Annotated in this window: 17 protein-coding genes; 13 read left to right on the top strand and 4 right to left on the bottom strand. The window is 71.8% G+C overall.

Features of this window, described 5'->3' with window-relative positions:
- Positions 1–168 precede the first annotated feature (168 nt).
- From dnaK to DXZ73_RS21615, 4 genes are read left to right on the top strand one after another with little or no spacing between them, the layout of a single operon-like run.
- Positions 169–2,022, top strand: coding sequence for a molecular chaperone DnaK (gene dnaK, locus DXZ73_RS21630; protein ID WP_116212736.1), 1,854 nt, complete (start codon positions 169–171; stop codon positions 2,020–2,022).
- The gene (grpE, locus tag DXZ73_RS21625; RefSeq protein WP_116212735.1) at positions 2,019–2,663 is read left to right on the top strand and encodes a nucleotide exchange factor GrpE; all 645 of its coding nucleotides are present in this window, start codon (positions 2,019–2,021) and stop codon (positions 2,661–2,663) included. Before dnaK ends, grpE begins: the two co-directional genes overlap by 4 nt.
- A 42-nt stretch (positions 2,664–2,705) precedes the next feature.
- Positions 2,706–3,884, top strand: a complete 1,179-nt coding sequence (gene dnaJ / locus DXZ73_RS21620) for a molecular chaperone DnaJ (RefSeq protein WP_116212734.1) — start codon at positions 2,706–2,708, stop codon at positions 3,882–3,884.
- Position 3,885: 1 nt separating this feature from the next.
- Positions 3,886–4,347, top strand: a complete 462-nt coding sequence (locus DXZ73_RS21615; protein WP_116212733.1) for a heat shock protein transcriptional repressor HspR — start codon at positions 3,886–3,888, stop codon at positions 4,345–4,347.
- 65 nt (positions 4,348–4,412) lie between these two features.
- On the opposite strand, the gene DXZ73_RS21610 is transcribed toward DXZ73_RS21615, so the two are convergent.
- On the bottom strand, positions 4,413–4,787 hold the full coding sequence (locus tag DXZ73_RS21610) for a hypothetical protein (RefSeq protein ID WP_116212732.1): 375 nt from the start codon (positions 4,785–4,787) through the stop codon (positions 4,413–4,415).
- 110 nt (positions 4,788–4,897) lie between these two features.
- Positions 4,898–5,302, bottom strand: a complete 405-nt coding sequence (locus DXZ73_RS21605) for a pyridoxamine 5'-phosphate oxidase family protein (protein ID WP_116212731.1) — start codon at positions 5,300–5,302, stop codon at positions 4,898–4,900.
- Between the two features lie 212 nt (positions 5,303–5,514).
- Here DXZ73_RS21605 and clpB point away from each other — a divergent pair, with 212 nt between their 5' ends.
- Positions 5,515–8,169: an ATP-dependent chaperone ClpB gene (gene clpB, locus DXZ73_RS21600; protein WP_116212730.1), complete on the top strand. Its 2,655-nt coding sequence runs from the start codon at positions 5,515–5,517 to the stop codon at positions 8,167–8,169.
- Positions 8,170–8,245: 76 nt separating this feature from the next.
- On the top strand, positions 8,246–8,776 hold the full coding sequence (locus DXZ73_RS21595) for a YbjN domain-containing protein (RefSeq protein WP_116212729.1): 531 nt from the start codon (positions 8,246–8,248) through the stop codon (positions 8,774–8,776).
- 167 nt (positions 8,777–8,943) lie between these two features.
- Here DXZ73_RS21595 and DXZ73_RS21590 read toward each other — a convergent pair whose 3' ends face one another.
- On the bottom strand, positions 8,944–10,152 hold the full coding sequence (locus DXZ73_RS21590; RefSeq protein ID WP_205519202.1) for a hypothetical protein: 1,209 nt from the start codon (positions 10,150–10,152) through the stop codon (positions 8,944–8,946).
- An 836-nt stretch (positions 10,153–10,988) separates the two neighbouring features.
- On the opposite strand from DXZ73_RS21590, the gene DXZ73_RS21585 reads away from it, so the two are divergent.
- A complete protein-coding gene (locus DXZ73_RS21585; RefSeq protein WP_116212728.1) occupies positions 10,989–11,507 on the top strand; it encodes a DUF2617 family protein in 519 nt (172 codons plus the stop codon).
- A 111-nt stretch (positions 11,508–11,618) separates the two neighbouring features.
- The gene (locus DXZ73_RS21580) at positions 11,619–13,214 is read left to right on the top strand and encodes a polyamine aminopropyltransferase (protein WP_116212727.1); all 1,596 of its coding nucleotides are present in this window, start codon (positions 11,619–11,621) and stop codon (positions 13,212–13,214) included.
- Here DXZ73_RS21580 and DXZ73_RS21575 read toward each other — a convergent pair.
- Positions 13,189–14,106: a helix-turn-helix domain-containing protein gene (locus DXZ73_RS21575; RefSeq protein WP_116212726.1), complete on the bottom strand. Its 918-nt coding sequence runs from the start codon at positions 14,104–14,106 to the stop codon at positions 13,189–13,191. The genes DXZ73_RS21580 and DXZ73_RS21575 overlap by 26 nt on opposite strands.
- A 128-nt stretch (positions 14,107–14,234) precedes the next feature.
- Between DXZ73_RS21575 and DXZ73_RS21570 the strand changes: the two genes are divergently transcribed.
- The 5 genes from DXZ73_RS21570 to pyrE all read left to right on the top strand — a co-directional run bounded on the left by DXZ73_RS21570 (position 14,235) and on the right by pyrE (position 17,870).
- Positions 14,235–14,858: a DsbA family protein gene (locus DXZ73_RS21570; protein WP_116212725.1), complete on the top strand. Its 624-nt coding sequence runs from the start codon at positions 14,235–14,237 to the stop codon at positions 14,856–14,858.
- Positions 14,859–14,909: 51 nt separating this feature from the next.
- Positions 14,910–15,560 (top strand): NAD(P)-dependent oxidoreductase, encoded by a 651-nt coding sequence (locus DXZ73_RS21565; protein ID WP_116212724.1) that lies wholly within the window; start codon positions 14,910–14,912, stop codon positions 15,558–15,560.
- A gap of 91 nt (positions 15,561–15,651) precedes the next feature.
- Complete coding sequence (locus DXZ73_RS21560; protein WP_116212723.1) at positions 15,652–16,440, top strand: SRPBCC domain-containing protein; 789 nt, start codon at positions 15,652–15,654, stop codon at positions 16,438–16,440.
- A gap of 76 nt (positions 16,441–16,516) precedes the next feature.
- Positions 16,517–17,320, top strand: a complete 804-nt coding sequence (locus DXZ73_RS21555) for an aldose 1-epimerase (protein WP_116212722.1) — start codon at positions 16,517–16,519, stop codon at positions 17,318–17,320.
- Positions 17,321–17,330: 10 nt separating this feature from the next.
- Positions 17,331–17,870: an orotate phosphoribosyltransferase gene (pyrE, locus tag DXZ73_RS21550; RefSeq protein ID WP_116212721.1), complete on the top strand. Its 540-nt coding sequence runs from the start codon at positions 17,331–17,333 to the stop codon at positions 17,868–17,870.
- Positions 17,871–17,930 lie beyond the last annotated feature (60 nt).

Here is a 17,930-nt window from a genome sequence, read left to right as displayed (position 1 = left end):
TGTCGCTCAGGGGCCCCTCTTCGGCCCCGTTCCGGGCGGTTGCCGCCCCTCGCCCTGCGCATAAGCCCCGCATAAGAGTTGAGCGGGCCCGACTCATGTCCGTTGACAGCGGGAGATCCGTGTTGCACCCTTGAGTCTGTTCCACTCAAGTCAGCTGGAGGAATCGACATGGCACGTGCGGTCGGCATCGACCTGGGTACGACGAACTCCGTCGTCAGTGTTCTCGAGGGCGGTGAGCCCACCGTCATCACCAACGCCGAGGGCGCCAGGACCACGCCGTCCGTCGTCGCCTTCGCGAAGAACGGTGAGGTGCTGGTCGGCGAGGTCGCCAAGCGCCAGGCCGTCACCAACGTCGACAGGACCATCCGGTCGGTCAAGCGCCACATGGGCACCGACTGGAAGATCAACATCGACGGCAAGGACTTCAACCCGCAGCAGATGAGCGCCTTCATCCTGCAGAAGCTCAAGCGGGATGCCGAGGCCTACCTGGGCGAGAAGGTCGTCGACGCGGTCATCACCGTCCCGGCGTACTTCAACGACTCCGAGCGCCAGGCCACCAAGGAGGCCGGTGAGATCGCGGGCCTCAACGTCCTGCGCATCGTCAACGAGCCGACCGCGGCCGCCCTGGCCTACGGCCTCGACAAGGACGACCAGACCATCCTGGTCTTCGACCTCGGTGGCGGCACCTTCGACGTCTCGCTGCTGGAGATCGGCGACGGCGTCGTCGAGGTGAAGGCGACCAACGGCGACAACCACCTCGGTGGTGACGACTGGGACCAGCGCGTCGTCGACTACCTGGTCAAGCAGTTCCAGAACGGTCACGGCGTCGACCTGTCCAAGGACAAGATGGCCCTCCAGCGCCTCCGCGAGGCCGCTGAGAAGGCGAAGATCGAGCTGTCCTCGTCCACCGAGACCACGATCAACCTGCCCTACATCACGGCCTCCGCCGAGGGCCCGCTGCACCTGGACGAGAAGCTCACGCGCGCCCAGTTCCAGCAGCTGACCGCTGACCTGCTGGAGCGCTGCAAGACGCCGTTCCACAACGTCATCAAGGACGCGGGCATCAACCTGTCCGAGATCGACCACGTGGTCCTGGTCGGCGGTTCCACCCGTATGCCCGCCGTCGCCGAGCTCGTCAAGGAGCTGACCGGCGGCAAGGAGGCCAACAAGGGTGTGAACCCGGACGAGGTCGTCGCCATCGGCGCCTCGCTCCAGGCCGGTGTCCTCAAGGGCGAGGTCAAGGACGTTCTGCTGCTCGACGTCACCCCGCTGTCCCTCGGCATCGAGACCAAGGGCGGCATCATGACCAAGCTGATCGAGCGCAACACCACGATCCCGACCAAGCGCTCCGAGATCTTCACGACGGCCGAGGACAACCAGCCGTCCGTGCAGATCCAGGTCTACCAGGGCGAGCGCGAGATCGCGGCGTACAACAAGAAGCTCGGCATGTTCGAGCTGACCGGCCTGCCGCCGGCCCCGCGTGGCGTCCCGCAGATCGAGGTCTCCTTCGACATCGACGCCAACGGCATCATGCACGTGACCGCGAAGGACCTGGGCACGGGCAAGGAGCAGAAGATGACCGTCACCGGCGGCTCCTCGCTCGCCAAGGACGAGGTCGACCGCATGCGCCAGGAGGCCGAGCAGTACGCGGAGGAGGACCACCGCCGCCGCGAGGCCGCCGAGTCCCGCAACCAGGGCGAGCAGCTCGTCTACCAGACCGAGAAGTTCCTCAAGGACAACGAGGACAAGGTCCCGGCCGAGGTCAAGACCGAGGTCGAGACCGCCGTCGCCGAGCTGAAGGAGAAGCTCAAGGGCGAGGACACGGCCGAGATCCGCACCGCGACCGAGAAGGTCGCCGCGGTCAGCCAGAAGCTGGGCCAGGCGATGTACGCCGACGCGCAGGCCGCCCAGGGCGCCGAGGGTGCCGCGGGTGCCGCCGGTGCGGGCCAGGCCAAGGCCGAGGACGACGTCGTGGACGCCGAGATCGTCGACGACGAGAAGCCCAAGGGCGGTGCGGCGTGACCGAGGAGACCCCGGGTTTCGACGAGAAGCCTGAAGTCCCCTCCGACGCCACCCCCGAAGACGCGGCGCAGGGCGCCGGGTCCGCCGACCAGGCGGGCCCGGCCCCGGCCGGGGAAGAACTGGTCGAGGTAGGGCTCCAGGCACAGCTGGACCAGGCCCAGTCGGCGCTCAACGAGCGCACGGCGGACCTCCAGCGGCTCCAGGCCGAGTACCAGAACTACCGCCGCCGGGTGGAGCGGGACCGGGCCACGGTCAAGGAGATCGCCATCGCGAACCTCCTGTCCGAGCTCCTCCCCACGCTCGACGACGTCGGCCGCGCCCGTGACCACGGCGAGCTGGTCGGCGGCTTCAAGTCCGTCGCCGAGTCGCTGGAGACGGTCGTCGCCAAGATGGGCCTGCAGCAGTTCGGCAAGGAGGGCGAGCCCTTCGACCCGCTGGTGCACGAGGCGCTGATGCACAGCTACGCGCCGGACGTCACCGAGACCACGTGCGTGCAGATCCTGCAGCCGGGGTACCGGATCGGCGAGCGGACGATCCGCCCCGCGCGGGTCGCCGTCGCCGAGCCCCAGCCGGGCGCCCAGAAGGGCGACGGCGAGGGCGACGAGCCGGCCGAGGAGAGCGGTGGCCCGGACAAGGGCTGACGCCATGACCGACCGCAGTGACCGGAAGGAGGGACGCCGGGGATGAGCACCAAGGACTTCGTCGAGAAGGACTACTACAAGGTCCTCGGCGTGCCCAAGGACGCCACCGAGGCCGAGATCAAGAAGGCGTACCGGAAGCTCGCCCGCGAGAACCACCCGGATGCCAACAAGGGCGACGCCAAGGCCGAGGAGCGCTTCAAGGAGATCTCCGAGGCGAATGACGTCCTCGCCGACCCCAAGCGCCGCAAGGAGTACGACGAGGCGCGCGCCCTCTTCGGCAGCGGTGGCTTCCGTCCCGGTCCGGGCGGCGCGGGCGGCGGCTCCTTCAACTTCGACCTGGGCGACCTCTTCGGGGGCGCCCAGGGCGGGGGCGGGGCGGGCGCCGGTGGTTTCGGCGGCGGTCTCGGAGACGTCTTCGGCGGCCTGTTCAACCGCGGCGGCGGCACGCGCACGCAGCCGCGGCGCGGCCAGGACATCGAGTCCGAGGTGTCGCTCAGCTTCACCGAGGCGGTCGACGGGGCCACGGTCCCGCTGCGCATGTCCTCCTCCGCGGCGTGCAAGACGTGCTCCGGCACGGGCGACAAGAACGGCACCCCGCGGGTCTGCCCGACCTGCGTCGGCACCGGCCAGGTGTCGCACGGCTCGGGCGGCGGCTTCTCGCTGACCGATCCCTGCCCCGACTGCAAGGGCCGCGGGCTGATCCCGGAGAACCCCTGCGACGTCTGCAAGGGCAGCGGCCGGGCCACGTCCTCCCGCACCATGCAGGTGCGCATCCCGCCGGGCGTCTCCGACGGCCAGCGGATCCGGCTGCGCGGCAAGGGCGCCCCGGGCGAGCGCGGCGGTCCGAACGGCGATCTGTACGTCGTCGTCCACGTCGACAGCCACCCCGTCTTCGGGCGCAAGGGCGACAACCTCACCGTCACCGTGCCGGTCTCCTTCGCGGAGGCGGCGCTCGGCGGCGAGGTGAGGGTTCCGACGCTCGGTGGCCCCCCGGTCACCCTCAAGCTGCCGGCGGGCACGCCCAACGGCCGTACGATGCGCGCCCGGGGCAAGGGCGCGGTGCGCAAGGACGGCACCCGCGGCGACCTCCTGGTCACCGTCGAGGTGGCTGTCCCGAAGGAGCTCGACGACAAGGCGCGGGAGGCCCTCGCGGCCTACCGCGAGGCGACGGCGGGCCAGGACCCCAGGGCAGAGCTGTTCCAGGCCGCGAAGGGAGCATGAGATGGACGGCCGACGACGGCGCTTCGAACCAGCACAGCCTTTCCAGCTGACCGACGAGTCGCCGGTCTACGTCATCTCCGTCGCCGCGCAGCTGTCGGGTCTGCACCCGCAGACGCTGCGGCAGTACGACCGGCTCGGCCTGGTCTCCCCCGACCGCACGGCCGGGCGCGGCCGCCGCTATTCGGCGCGCGACATCGAACTGCTGCGGCAGGTCCAGCAGCTGAGCCAGGACGAGGGCATCAACCTCGCCGGGATCAAGCGCATCATCGAGCTGGAGAACCAGGTGTCCGCGCTCAAGGCGCGCGTCGCCGAGCTCCAGGGCGCGGTCGAGGGCGCCGCCTCGGCCATGCAGCAGCGCGAGGCCGCGGTGCACGCGTCCTACCGCCGCGACCTGGTTCCGTACCAGGACGTGCAGCAGACGAGCGCGCTCGTGGTCTGGCGCCCCAGACGCGACCAGGGATGAGCACGGCAAGGGGCCCGGAGAGCGACCGCTCTCCGGGCCCCTTCGTCTTTCCCGGGCCCCGGGGCTCAGCCGGTGAGGCGGAGGCGGACCTCCAGCTCGTGCTCGCCCGGTACCGTGCCGCGGCTCTCCACGGCGAAGGCCGTGGCCAGCTCCTCCTGGACCTGGCGCACGGGGTCCGCGGCGCCGAAGAGGTCGACCTCGACCGGACCGGACAGCGGGATCGCCGTCGCCACCGCCGACGGCGCACGGCGGGTGCGGGCGTCGACGACCATGCACCACACCATGGGGTGCTCCGGTCCCGCGGCCTTCGTCTCGCTGCGCGGCGGCCCGGCGCCCTCGGGGAACGCGGCCTCCAGGGCGCGGAACACCGCGCCCGCGTCCTGGTGTCCGCAGCCGGTCAGATGGACGCTGACGTGATCCGCGCTCTCGGGGCCGCTCATGACGTGGGTACTCCTCTGTGCCGTCGGGTCTTCGCCGTCGTGACGACCGTCACCCCGACCGTACGAGCGGCCGCGCCGCGCGGCATCAGCACAGGGCCAACCGGGGTCCGTCAGACCAGACCCAGCGCCTTGGTGACGGTGATCTCGACGAGGACGCGGTCGGGGTTGGGGGCGGGCGTCCGGCCGTACCGCTCGGCGTACCGGGCGACGGCGTCCGCGATCGCGTCCGCCTCGGTGCGGACGACGGCGACGCCCTCCAGCGTGGCCCAGCGCCGCTCGCCTATCTGGCACACCGCGACCCGCGCGCCGTCCGGGCCCGCGGCCAGGATGTTCGCGATCTTGCGGCTGCCCTTGTTGGTGATGACCCGGGCGATCCCGGCCTCGTGGTCGAAGGTGACGCCCACGGGCACGAGGTGCGGGCTGCCGTCGGGGCGGGAGGTGGTGAGGGTGCAGATGTGCCGCTCCCGCCAGAACTCGACGTAGGCGGGGGAGAGGTCGCGCAGATCGTGGGCCATGGAGGGAAGGGTAGTTGGGGCCGGCCGACGCGCGGGCGGCTCCCCGCGGCCGGACCATGGGGGAGGGGGCGCGGTCCGGGAAGCGGGAGCAGCCATGATCCACTTCTTGGACATGCTGGCCAGAACAAGGTTGAGTGGAATAGGCTCAACTTATCGCACGTTGGCTACAGCAGGACAGCCATCGGAGCAGCACAGAGGAGGAGCGCACTGTCGTGGATGCCGAGCTGACCAACAAGAGCCGTGAGGCGCTGAGCGGGGCCAGTGAGCGGGCCGTGTCGGCGGGGCATGCCGACATGACGCCGGCGCATCTGCTGATCGCCCTCCTCGCGGGCCAGGACAACGAGAACGTGATGGACCTGCTCGCCGCCGTCGAGGCCGACGCCGCGGGCCTGCGCTCCGGCGCCGAGCGGGAGCTCGCCGGGCTGCCGAGCGTGCAGGGCTCGACGGTCGCGCCGCCGCAGCCCAACCGCGAGCTGCTGGCCGTCATCGCCGACGCCTCGCAGCGCGCCCGCGAGCTGGGCGACACCTACATCTCCACCGAGCACCTGCTCATCGGCCTCGCCGCCAAGGGCGGCCGCACCGGCGAGCTGCTGGTGGGGCAGGGCGCGTCCGCGAAGAAGCTGCTGGACGCCTTCGAGGCGGCGCGCGGCGGGCAGCGCGTGACCACGCCGGACCCGGAGGGCACGTACAAGGCGCTGGAGAAGTTCGGCCAGGACCTCACCGCCGCGGCCCGCGAGGGCAGGCTCGACCCGGTCATCGGCCGGGACGCGGAGATCCGCCGCGTGGTGCAGGTGCTCTCCCGCCGCACGAAGAACAACCCCGTCCTCATCGGTGAGCCGGGCGTCGGCAAGACCGCCGTCGTGGAGGGCCTCGCCCAGCGGATAGTCAAGGGCGACGTCCCCGAATCGCTGCGCAACAAGCGGCTCGTCTCGCTCGACCTCGGCGCGATGGTCGCGGGCGCGAAGTACCGCGGCGAGTTCGAGGAGCGGCTCAAGACCGTCCTGGCCGAGATCAAGTCCAGTGAAGGCCAGATCATCACCTTCATCGACGAGCTGCACACCGTCGTGGGCGCGGGCGCCGGCGGCGACTCCGCGATGGACGCCGGCAACATGCTCAAGCCGATGCTGGCCCGCGGCGAGCTGCGCATGGTCGGCGCCACGACGCTGGACGAGTACCGCGAGCGGATCGAGAAGGACCCCGCCCTGGAGCGCCGCTTCCAGCAGGTGCTGGTCGCCGAGCCCTCCGTCGAGGACTCCATCGCGATCCTGCGCGGCCTCAAGGGCCGCTACGAGGCCCACCACAAGGTCCAGATCGCCGACTCCGCCCTCGTCGCCGCCACCACCCTCTCCGACCGCTACATCACCTCCCGCTTCCTGCCCGACAAGGCCATCGACCTCGTCGACGAGGCCGCCTCCCGGCTGCGTATGGAGATCGACTCCTCCCCCGTGGAGATCGACGAGCTCCAGCGCGCCGTCGACCGGCTGAAGATGGAGGAGCTCGCCCTCTCCAAGGAGGTGGACGAGGCCAGCAAGCAGCGCCTGGAGAAGCTGCGCCGCGATCTCGCCGACAAGGAGGAGGAGCTGCGCGGCCTGACCGCCCGCTGGGAGAAGGAGAAGCAGTCCCTCAACCGGGTGGGTGAACTCAAGGAACGCCTCGACGACCTGCGCGGCCAGGCCGAGCGCGCCCAGCGCGACGGCGACTTCGACACCGCCTCCAAGCTGCTCTACGGCGAGATCCCCGGCCTGGAGCGCGAGCTCGCGGCCGCCGCGGAGGCCGAGGCCGAGCAGGAGGCCGCCACCCGCGACCTCATGGTCAAGGAAGAGGTCGGCCCGGACGACATCGCCGACGTCGTCGCCTCCTGGACCGGCATCCCCGCCGGCCGCCTGCTGGAAGGCGAGACACAGAAACTGCTGCGCATGGAGGAAGAGCTCGGCAAGCGCCTGATCGGCCAGGAGGAGGCCGTACGGGCCGTGTCCGACGCCGTGCGCCGCTCCCGCGCGGGCGTCTCCGACCCCGACCGCCCCACCGGCTCCTTCCTCTTCCTCGGCCCGACCGGCGTCGGCAAGACCGAGCTGGCCAAGGCGCTCGCGGACTTCCTCTTCGACGACGAGCGGGCCATGGTCCGCATCGACATGTCGGAGTACAGCGAGAAGCACTCGGTGGCCCGCCTGGTCGGCGCCCCGCCCGGCTACGTCGGCTACGAGGAGGGCGGCCAGCTCACCGAGGCCGTACGCCGCCGCCCCTACACCGTCGTGCTCCTGGACGAGGTCGAAAAAGCCCACCACGAGGTCTTCGACATCCTGCTCCAGGTCCTGGACGACGGACGGCTCACCGACGGCCAGGGGCGCACGGTCGACTTCCGCAACACCATCCTGATCCTGACCTCCAACCTCGGTTCCACCTATCTGGTGGATCCGCTGCTGAACGAGGACCGGAAGCGGGAGAAGGTGCTGGAGACCGTACGGGCCTCCTTCCGCCCCGAGTTCCTCAACCGCCTCGACGACCTGGTGGTCTTCCACGCCCTCGGCGTGGACCAGCTGGAGCGGATCGCCACGATCCAGATCGGCCACCTCCAAAAACGCCTCGCCGACCGACGCCTCACCCTCGATGTCACCGAGCCCGCCCTGCGCTGGCTGGCGGCCCTGGGCGGGAGCGCGGACGGTGCCGCGCCGGACCTCACCTACGGCGCCCGCCCGCTGCGCCGCCTGGTGCAGACGGCCATCGGCGACCGCCTCGCACGGGCGATCCTGGCCGGTGACATCCGCGAGGGCGACACTGTAAGGGTGGACGTCGCCCCGGCCGGGGACGGTCTGACGGTGGGGCCGGAGCGGCAGGACGCGCTCGCGGGTCCGTCATCGGCGGCGTGATCCCGAGGGGCGGGGGTTGCCAGCCCCCGCCCGGGATGGGGGAGGATGGCGGGAACCGTACGAAGGGAAATTCACGGTGAGCATCGACCCGTCCTCGATTCCGAATTTCGGGGGCCAGCCCGAACCGCAGGAGACGGGCCCGGCCGGCCCCGTCATCCCCGACCAGGACCTGGTCAAGCAGCTCCTCGAGCAGATGGAGCTGAAGTACGTCGTGGACGACGAGGGTGACCTCGCCGCACCGTGGGAGCAGTTCCGTACGTACTTCATGTTCCGCGGCGAGGACGAGCAGCAGGTCTTCTCCGTGCGGACGTTCTACGACCGCCCGCACGGCATCGACGAGAAGGCACAGCTCCTCGAGGTCGTCGACGACTGGAACCGCCGCACCCTGTGGCCGAAGGTCTACACCCACACCAACGACGACGGCACGGTCCGCCTGATCGGTGAGGCGCAGATGCTCATCGGCGTCGGCGTCTCCCTGGAGCACTTCGTCTCCAGCACGGTCAGCTGGGTGCGGGCGTCGATCGAGTTCGACAAGTGGCTGATCGAGCAGCTCGGCCTGGAGGCCGACGCCGAGTCCGGCGACGACAAGCCGGACGAGGACGCCTGAGCGCTCGGCGCTGGCCGACCGGCTCGTGAGCGGGCTGACGTGTCGGCTCGTGCGCCGTTTCGTCCTCAAACGCCGGACGGGCTGCAAATACAGCCCGTCCGGCGTTTGAGGACACCGCCGCGTAGCGGTGGTGCACACGAGACGGCCCGCAGAACACGTCGCCGCTCTCACATCGGCATGCGGGCGACCGTCAGCAGGTACGTCCCGTAGAGGAACGAGAGCCCGGCCAGTGCGCCGATCGTCACGACGACGGTGCGCTGCCGGGCTCTCGCCATCGCCAGGGCCGCCGGGAGCAGCAGCGGGAAGGCGGGCAGCAGGAAGCGCGGCTTGGACGCGAAGTAGCTGGAGCCGCCGACCGCGATGACGACGAGCACCAGCGCGTAGACCGCGAGGACCGCGGGCGGCCGGTCGAGGAAGAGCAGGACGAGCGCGACCAGGGCGACGCCCAGGATCGCCAGCGTGACGTAGTACGCCATCGCGTCCTTGCCGATGAAGAGGTGGCGGATGAAGCGGAACGCGTCCCGCCCGAAGTCGAAGCGCGACCCCCACAGCCGCTGCACGTCGAAATAGCCGAGCACCCCGCCGCCGGAGCGGAAACCGGCCCACAGGACATAGCCGGCCCAGCCCAGCGGCGCGAGCGCCGCGCCCGCCCAGACCCGCCAGTCCGCACGGGCCCGCCGGTCGCGGGTCAGGGTGAGGGCGGCGGAGGCGCAGACGGCGGCGGCCACCGCGACGGCGTTGGGCCGGGAGAGCCCCGCGAGCAGGGCGAGCGCCCCGGCCCACAGCCGCCGGCCGGTGACCGCCGCGTAGAGCGCCCAGGCGGCGAGGGCGGTCATCAGCGGCTCGGTGTAGGCCATGGACTGCACGATCGCGTGCGGCAGCAGCCCCCAGAGGACGACGAGCAGCGTGGCCGCCTTGCGGCCGTGCAGCCGCTCGCCGACGGCGTAGATGCCCCAGGCGGCGGCGCCGGCCGAGACCCAGGCGACGAACAGTCCGGCGGTCACGGCGGTGAACGGCAGCACGGTCATCACGGCCCGCACCAGGCCGGGGAAGAGCGGGAAGAACGCCAGGTCGTTGAAGACCACCCCGCGGGTGGTGGGGGAGGGGATGATCAGCCCGTAGCCGTGCCGGGCGATGTCGGCGTACCAGATGCCGTCCCAGGAGTGGCCGAGCAGCGTGCGCGGATGCCGTCCGATCCACCAGGCCCAGCCCGCCATGACCGACATGCCGGTCAGCCGGACGGCGGCGTAGAGGGCGAGCGCGGGGGAGGCCCTGCGCAGCGCGTCGCGCACCCGGTCGATGCGGCGGGCACGGGCACTCGGGGCCGCGGGGTGCGGTTCCGGCGCTCGTACGGGCACGGCGGTGTCGGCTGACACGGGGGCACCTCCGGTGCGGGCGCGGCCCGGTGACCGCCGCGGAGGCGGTGCGCGGGTACGGACGGGTGGCGGTTCGGCATACCGACCATGCGTCTCGCGCGTCGCGCGCGCGACACGGAACGCCCGTAAGCGGTGCGCCTTCCACCCGCTCGGCGGGCACGGCGGAGTGTCTGCGCGGCGCGGGGGTGCGGGTGTGCTGCGGGGGCGGGCCGAGGGAGGTGCGCGCAGCCCGCCGGGGGCGTGCCCCGCCTCGTGGTGCGCGTGCTGCCGGGACGCGCGCGGAGGGCGGTCGTCCCGGCACCCGGCGGTCCGCGCGTGGACGCATCCGGGCGGCGTGCGATTTCCTTGTGAACTCCCATCGCGCGCCGGGGTGGTGGGCATTCACGCGCCCGCCTTCGGAGCGCGCCTCAATGCGCCCTCCGGCGTCGTGCATTTCTCGTTCCGTATTGGTGAAGAACCCGTGCCCATGGTGCCGATGGGGCATGAAAATGCCGTTTGATCAGGGGATTTGCAGATGTACCATGCCTGATCGCATATGCGTCCGGCCGCTTGTCGGATGCCTGCCGCACGCAATGATTCTGAACAGTTGAACTGCCTGGCCCTCGCGTGGATGGAAAGCACGATGAGATGGGTAAAAACGCTGTGAGCGCCGGTCAATCCATGATTCCCTCTCATTCAGAGACACGTGTCAGAGACGACTCCTCGCGGAATCTCGGAATCACTGTCCTCGGACCCCACGGAACACTCATATGTGGGCATGAGCCGGCGCACTCGAAGACTCTGGTCCTCCTCGGCGGGCCGGCCCACCCTCCACTGCGTGCTTGCGGAGCCGACCCATGCTCACCACCCTCAAGACCACCTACACCGATACCCGCGCCGCCGACCTCGCCTGGTGTCTGGGGAAGGACCCCCTCCCAGCCCTGGCCGTCCTCGACCTGCGGCTCGCCGACTCCCTCGTCCAACTGCGCCTGCTCGGCGCCTCCCACCAGGTCCTGCTGGAGGACGGGGACGGCGTCTGCTCGGAGACCGTCGCCTGTCTGCCGGGCAGCGCCACACCGCTGCCGCTGGGCGTGGCCCGGCGCGTCGGCGCCTGGGAGTACGAGTTCGCGGCCCGGATAGAGACGCTGTCGCACGGCTCCTTCGCGGGCCGGGCGCAGGAGCTGCTGGCGCTGGTCGCCGAGCATCCGTACGGACTGGCGGGCACCTTCCCCGGGAGCCCGCATGCCTTCACCGCGCTGCTCGCGCAGCGCTGCGAGGGCCAGGTCAGCTGGCGCACCTGGCACGCGTATCCGCAGGAAGGGCGGCTGGTCGCCACCCGGACGAGGGTGGCCGTGCGCACCACGGTGGCGCTCTGAACCCCGCCGCGGGGCACCTGCGCGGGGCACCCGAAAACGCGCCATGGAACACCTGTAATAAACCCTTGTGGGTGACAAAAGGTTGTCGGATCGTGACGTAGCGTTCCCATCATGATCTACCGCCCGGTGCCGGCGCGGCTGCCCGTACCGGCCGGGCTCGGCCGCTTCGTGGTCCTGGCCACCGTCTTCATCTGCGCCGCCTGCGGGCTGGTGTACGAGCTGGAGCTGGTCGCCCTGGCCTCGTATCTGATCGGCGACTCCGTCACCCAGGCGTCGGTCGTGCTGTCGGTGATGGTCTTCGCCATGGGCATCGGCTCGCTGCTCGCCAAGCGTCTGAGAGCCAGGGCCGCCCTGGGATTCGCCGCCGTCGAGGCGGTGTTGGCGCTGGCCGGCGGCCTGTCGGCCATGGCGCTCCACGCCTGCTTCGCCTGGTTCGGCCAGGCACGGCCGGCCCTGGTGGCGTTCTCGCTGGCCATCGGGGTGCTGATCGGCGCCGAGGTGCCGCTGCTGATGACCCTCATCCAGCGCATCCGGCGGCAGGACGCGGGCGGCGCGGTCGCCGATCTCTTCGCCGCCGACTATGTGGGCGCGCTGGTCGGCGGGCTCGCCTTCCCCTTCCTGCTGCTGCCCGTGCTCGGGCAGTTGACGGGCGCGCTGCTCACCGGCGCGGTCAACGCGGCGGCGGGCGGGGCGCTGGTGCTCTGGCTCTTCCGCGGCGATCTGAGCGTGCGCTCGCGCTGGGCGCTGCTCGCCGCCAACGCGCTGGTGCTGGCGCTGCTGGCCGCGGGCACGGTCCTCACCGGCCCCTTCGAGCGGGCCGCGCGCCAGGCGGTCTACGGCGCGGATGTGCGGGTGGCCGTGCAGTCGGATGTGCAGGAGGTCGTGCTCACCGGTGGCGGCGGGAGCGGCAAGCCGCTGTCGCTCTTCCTCGACGGGCGCCTGCGGGTCAGCGGGAAGGACGAATTCCGCTATCACGAGGCGCTGGTCCACCCCGCGATGTCCGGGCGGCACCGCAGGGTCCTGGTGCTCGGCGGAGGCGACGGCCTCGCCCTGCGCGAGGTGCTGCGCTACGGCGACGTCACCTCGGTCACCGTCGTCGAACTGGACCGGACCCTCCTGCGGTTGGGCCGCACCGACCGCGACCTGACCGCGCTCAACCACGCCGCCCTGAGCGATCCGCGGGTGCGCACGGTCACCGGCGACGCCTTCGAGTGGCTGCGCGGCCGGCCCGCCGACGACGCTCCGTACGACGTGGTGATCTGCGACCTGCCCGACCCGGGCATCACGCCCAGCACGAAGCTGTATTCGCAGGAGTTCTACGGCCTGGCGGAGCGCCGCCTGGCGCCCGGCGGGCGCCTCGCCGTCCACGCCGGCACGGTCGACGCCCGGCCGCGCGTCTTCTGGACGGTGGAGGCCACGATCCGCTCGCTGGGGCTGCACACCAGGCCCTACCGGGTGGACGGCGGCGCGGTGGACGCCCCGGCGCGCACGGCGATGCGGCGGGCCGAGGAGCGCGAGGAGGACGGGGACGACTGGAGCTTCGTCCTGGCGTCCCGCGAGTCCATACCCCTGCAACTCCCGCCGGTCCGGCCCTGCTTGCAGTCCCTCACGCCGGGGGAGCTGACGGCGGCCGCCCGCGCCGCCGAGCGCAGCCGCGAGCCGGGGCTGCTGCCGTCGACCCTCATGCACCCCCGCTACGCGGAGTGACTCCGGGCGGCTGCCGGAGCGTGGCCCGGAAGGCTCCCGGGGAGCAACCCGCGCGGTGGTGGAAGAACTTGGAGAAGTTCGCCGCGTCGTCGAAGCCGATCCGCTCGGCGATCCGGGCGGCGGGCAGCTCGCTGTGCGCGAGCAGCCGCTTGGCCTCCAGCATCACCCGTCGGTCGATGAACTCCTTGGCGCCCACCCCGGCGCCCGCGAGGGCCGCGCGCGAGAGGGTCCGGGGCGAGTAGCCGAGCGTGCGGGCGTAGTCGGCGACCCGGTGGCTGGCCGCGAAGTCCCGCTCGACGGCCGCCCGGAAGCGCACGAAGGCATCGCCCGGCGCGGGCACGCTGCTGCCGACCGGGGCCGTGAGGTGCGCGAGGCGCAGCACCAGCACGGACAGCAGGTGCCGCAGGACCGTGGAGTGCACATCGGCGGGCAGCCCGCGGCTGGTGCGGAAGTCGGCCTCCAGGTGGTGCACCGCGCAGTAGACGGCCTCCCGGTCCTGCCCGACCGGCTGCCACAGCACCGGCCGGAAGGGGTCGTCGGCCACCGCCGCGACCGCCGTGCCGGGGGAGAGGAAGCCGGGCTGCACCAGGATGACCGCGCCCTCGATGCCCTCCACCGCGCCGTACTGCTGCACCTGTCCGGGCCGCACCCACAGCACCGACCCCTCCTCCAGGGGGTAACCGGTGAAGTCGACGGTGTGTCCCGCCGACCCGGAGCGGACGAGGATGATCTGGTGGAAGTCCAGCCGCTGCGGTTTGGCGAGGAGACCCTCGGGCGCGCGGGCGCGGAGCTGGGCGAGCGTCATCACCTCGACCCCCGCGGGTGTGCCCGGTGGGGCCCGGTAGGCGAGCTCGACGATCTCTTCCTGGCCGGCGTGTCGCTTTTTCACCATGAGGAGACCTGAGCCTACCTGGTCGGCCCCCGGAAACGGCCATAGCTTGGTCATAACGCACCACAAGGAGTGCGTGGGACCCACAGCAGCTGTTCCGGCCGGAGCAGCTGCCCGTTTCAGGGAAAGACATGGCACGGCACAAGCTCACTTACGCGTTCGACGCCTACTGCGGCTGGTGTTACGGCTTCGGCCCGGCCGTCCGGGAGTTCGCCGCCGCGAACGCCGGACGCATCGAGCTGACCGTGCGCAGCGGCGGCCTCTTCACCGGCCCCCGGGCGCAGCCCGTCTCCGCGTACTCCTACATCCCGCAGGCCGACGCCCGCATCGGCGAGCTGACCGGCGCGGTGTTCGGCCCCGGCTACGCCAAGGCGTTCGCCGACGGCACGGCCGTGCTCGACTCGGCCGACGCCGCGACGGCCCTGGTCGCGCTGCGCGGGCAGGCGCCCGAGAGGACACTGGAGTTCGCGGGCGCGCTGCAACGCGCCTGGTACGTCGACGGGCTGAGCCTCTCCGACCCGGACACCCTGCGCACGGTCGCCGCCGGGCTCGACGGCGTCGACGGCGAGGCCGTCGTGGCCGCCTGCGCCGACCCGGACACCCGCCGCGAGGCGGAGGCGGACTTCCGCGAGGTCCGCCGGCTGGGCGTCGACAGCTACCCCACGCTGCTGCTGCACACCCCCGGCGGGGTGCGACGGCTCGGCGGGCCGATGTCGTCCGCACAGGCGCTCACCCGGGCGCTCGACCAGCACTGATCTTCCTTCATCCCCCCTTACCGCTCTTTCTCTCTCCTGAGGAGCCCCCCCATGGCAAAGATCGCTCTCTTCGGTGCCAACGGCAGCATCGGCAGCCGCATCCTGCGCGAGGCGCTGGACCGCGGTCACCAGGTCACGGCCGTCGTCCGCGACCCCGCGAAGATCACCGAGACCCACCCGGCCCTCACCGTCACCACCGGCGACGTCCTCGACCCGGAGTCGGTGACCGCGGCCGCCAAGGGCCAGGACGTCGTCGTCAGCGCCGTCGGCGGCGGTGACGGCCCCGGCCACGTCGCGACCATCAAGCCCGCCGCGGAGGCGCTGGTGGCCGGTGTGCGCGCGCTCGGTGACGCGGCCCCGCGCATCATCGCGGTCGGCGGCGCCGGCTCGCTGCGCACGCCCGGCGGCAGCCTCGTCTGGGACACCGAGGGGCTCCCCGAGTTCCTGCTCCAGATCATGCACGCGCACGGTGACGCGCTGGACTTCTACCGCACCGTCGGCGACGTCCGCTGGACCAACATCAGCCCCGCCGGGACGATCGAGCCGGGCGAGCGCACCGGTACGTACCGCACCGCGCTGGAGGAGCTCGTCATCGGCGCCGACGGCAAGAGCCGCATCTCCACCGAGGACTACGCGGTCGCGCTCGTCGACGAGATCGAGAAGCCGCAGCACGTGGGCGAGCGCTTCACGGTCGGCGACTGACGCCGTCCTTCGGGCCCCGACGGGCGGGGCGCGACGGAAAGTTCGGCCTGAGAGGCACTGGTGAGGGGCCTGGTGGGTAGGCTCACTTGCCATGGAGCATGAGGTGTTCGTTCCGTTTTCCGTCGACTCCGTCCGCCGGGTCCTCGCCGACCCCGCCCGCGTGGTGCGCTGCGTTCCCGGCCTCCAACAGGACGTCGCGGACGCCTCCGGCGCGCTCGTGGCCGGACGCCTCCGGCTGCGCATAGGTGGCTCGACCATCACCTACCGGGGTTCGCTGCACCTGACCGAGCACGACGGCTCGTACGAGCTGTCCGGCGAGGGCACCGAGGTGCGCGGCTCCGGCACGGTGACGCTCGCGCTGCGCGGCGTGCTGGAACCCACCGCCGACGGTTCCCGGCTGATCTGTACGGGGACGGTCGGCAGCGGCGGCAGGCTGGCCGAGTTCGACGAGAAGACCACGGAGGCCACCGCGCGCCGCCTGCTCGACCGCTTTGCCGCCGCGCTCGTGGAGGAGTTGCGGGAGGACGCGGAGGAGGAGGCCGGCGCGGCGGGCGAAGGCCCCCGGCTGGAGGGCGGCAGCGTCTTCGACACGGAGGTCCCCCCGCCGTCCCTCGACCCGTCGGTGGACGACGACCTCGACGAGGACGACGACGTCGACGACGACGAGCCCCCGGCGGAGGCCGCGCACGCGCGTCGCACGATGATCGGGCGCAGCGCGGAAGAGGTCGACCACGCGCCGCCGCGCGGCCGCTACGCGCCGGTCCCGGCGCCGGAGGCGGCCTCGGCGACGGCGGCGGCGCTCCGCTGGGCGGCTCCGGCCGCGGCGGTGGCGCTGGCCTCGGCGGTCGTGGTGGGCCGGGTGCTGCGCCGGCGGCGGTAGCGAACCTGCCTTGAAGCCCGGGGCGAGGTTCGGGGCGAAGCCCCGAATCCCCGGGGCCAGCCCATAAGGTCACCACGTGAGCACCGACAACACGCGAGAGACCCGGCTGCGAGCCGGCGACGCCGAGCTGACCGTGGACCCACAGAACGGATGCCGGCTCACCGGCCTGCGCATCCACGGCACCGAACTGCTGCGGCAGGGCGCCAAATACGGCGCCTTCCCCATGGTCCCGTGGTGCGGCCGCATCGAGCTGGGACAGTTCCGCAACGGCGGCGAGCGCCACCAGATGCCCATCAACTCCGCCCCGCACGCGATCCACGGCACCGGCCGTGACACCGCCTGGAGCACGGTGCGCGCGGACGACATCTCCGCCGCGTTCACGTACGACCTCGCCGAACCGTGGCCGTACACCGGCCGCGTCACCCAGCTGGTGGAGCTGGCGCCGGACTCCCTCACGCTGACCATGGGCGTCGAGACGTACGACAACTCCTTTCCGGCACAGGCGGGCTGGCACCCGTGGTTCCTGCGCAACCTCGGCTCCGGCGGCGACGTGGAGCTCGCGTTCGACGCCGAGTGGCAGGAGGAGCGCGGTGACGACCACCTGCCGACGGGCCGCCGCATCGCCCCGCGGCCCGGCCCGTGGGACGACTGCTTCGGCATGCCCGACGGTGTGGACGTCACCCTCACTTGGCCCGGAGCGCTGGAGCTGAAGGTCACGAGCCGCGCCGAGTGGGTCGTGATCTACGACGAGCAGAAGGAGGCCGTCTGCGTGGAGCCGCAGTCCGGCCCCCCGAACGGCCTCAACACACTGCCGCGCCTCGTCACCCCGATCGACCCCCTGGAGATCTCCACGACGTGGACCTGGCGGACGCTGGCCTAAGCTCATCGGCATGAGCGATGCGCGTGACGCCCTGCTGCAGCAGATCAAGGACAAGGCCGTGGTCCACGGCAAGGTGACCCTCTCCTCCGGCAAGGAGGCCGACTACTACATCGACCTGCGCCGGATCACCCTGGACGCCGAGGCGGCGCCCCTGGTCGGCCAGGTGATGCTGGACGCCACGGCCGACCTGGAGTACGACGCCGTCGGTGGCCTCACCCTCGGCGCCGACCCGGTCGCCACCTCGATGCTGCACGCCGCCGCCGCGCGCGGCCGCAAGCTCGACGCGTTCGTCGTGCGCAAGGCGCAGAAGACGCACGGCATGCAGCGCCGCATCGAGGGCCCGGACATCAAGGGCCGCCGCGTCCTGGTGGTCGAGGACACCTCGACCACCGGCGGCTCGCCGCTGACCGCCGTCGAGGCGGCGCGCGAGGCCGGTGCGGAGGTCGTCGCGGTGGCGACGATCGTCGACCGCGGCGCCGCCCCGGCCATCGAGGGCAAGGGCCTGCGCTATGTGACGGGCTACTCCCTCGGTGACCTCGACCTGTCCTGACCTGCGCTTTTAAAAAAGCGCCCGTGGAGGGCGGCTGGTTTCACGTGAAACCAGCCGCCC

The organism is Streptoverticillium olivoreticuli subsp. olivoreticuli (assembly GCF_003391135.1).
Lineage (GTDB): Bacteria > Actinomycetota > Actinomycetes > Streptomycetales > Streptomycetaceae > Streptomyces > Streptomyces blastmyceticus.
Note: the sequence above shows the minus strand (reverse complement) of the source record. Positions and strands in the feature narration are given on the sequence as shown.

What these genes read in the sequence shown, in the direction of transcription:
- dnaK (WP_116212736.1), top strand. Translation starts at nt 169, where the DNA reads ATGGCACGTGCGGTCGGCATCGACCTGGGTACGACGAACTCCGTCGTC.
- dnaJ (WP_116212734.1), top strand. Translation starts at nt 2,706, where the DNA reads ATGAGCACCAAGGACTTCGTCGAGAAGGACTACTACAAGGTCCTCGGC.
- DXZ73_RS21615 (WP_116212733.1), top strand. Translation starts at nt 3,886, where the DNA reads ATGGACGGCCGACGACGGCGCTTCGAACCAGCACAGCCTTTCCAGCTG.
- DXZ73_RS21610 (WP_116212732.1), bottom strand. Translation starts at nt 4,787, where the DNA reads ATGAGCGGCCCCGAGAGCGCGGATCACGTCAGCGTCCATCTGACCGGC.
- DXZ73_RS21605 (WP_116212731.1), bottom strand. Translation starts at nt 5,302, where the DNA reads ATGGCCCACGATCTGCGCGACCTCTCCCCCGCCTACGTCGAGTTCTGG.
- DXZ73_RS21585 (WP_116212728.1), top strand. Translation starts at nt 10,989, where the DNA reads ATGCTCACCACCCTCAAGACCACCTACACCGATACCCGCGCCGCCGAC.
- DXZ73_RS21580 (WP_116212727.1), top strand. Translation starts at nt 11,619, where the DNA reads ATGATCTACCGCCCGGTGCCGGCGCGGCTGCCCGTACCGGCCGGGCTC.
- DXZ73_RS21575 (WP_116212726.1), bottom strand. Translation starts at nt 14,106, where the DNA reads ATGGTGAAAAAGCGACACGCCGGCCAGGAAGAGATCGTCGAGCTCGCC.
- DXZ73_RS21570 (WP_116212725.1), top strand. Translation starts at nt 14,235, where the DNA reads ATGGCACGGCACAAGCTCACTTACGCGTTCGACGCCTACTGCGGCTGG.
- DXZ73_RS21565 (WP_116212724.1), top strand. Translation starts at nt 14,910, where the DNA reads ATGGCAAAGATCGCTCTCTTCGGTGCCAACGGCAGCATCGGCAGCCGC.
- DXZ73_RS21560 (WP_116212723.1), top strand. Translation starts at nt 15,652, where the DNA reads ATGGAGCATGAGGTGTTCGTTCCGTTTTCCGTCGACTCCGTCCGCCGG.
- pyrE (WP_116212721.1), top strand. Translation starts at nt 17,331, where the DNA reads ATGAGCGATGCGCGTGACGCCCTGCTGCAGCAGATCAAGGACAAGGCC.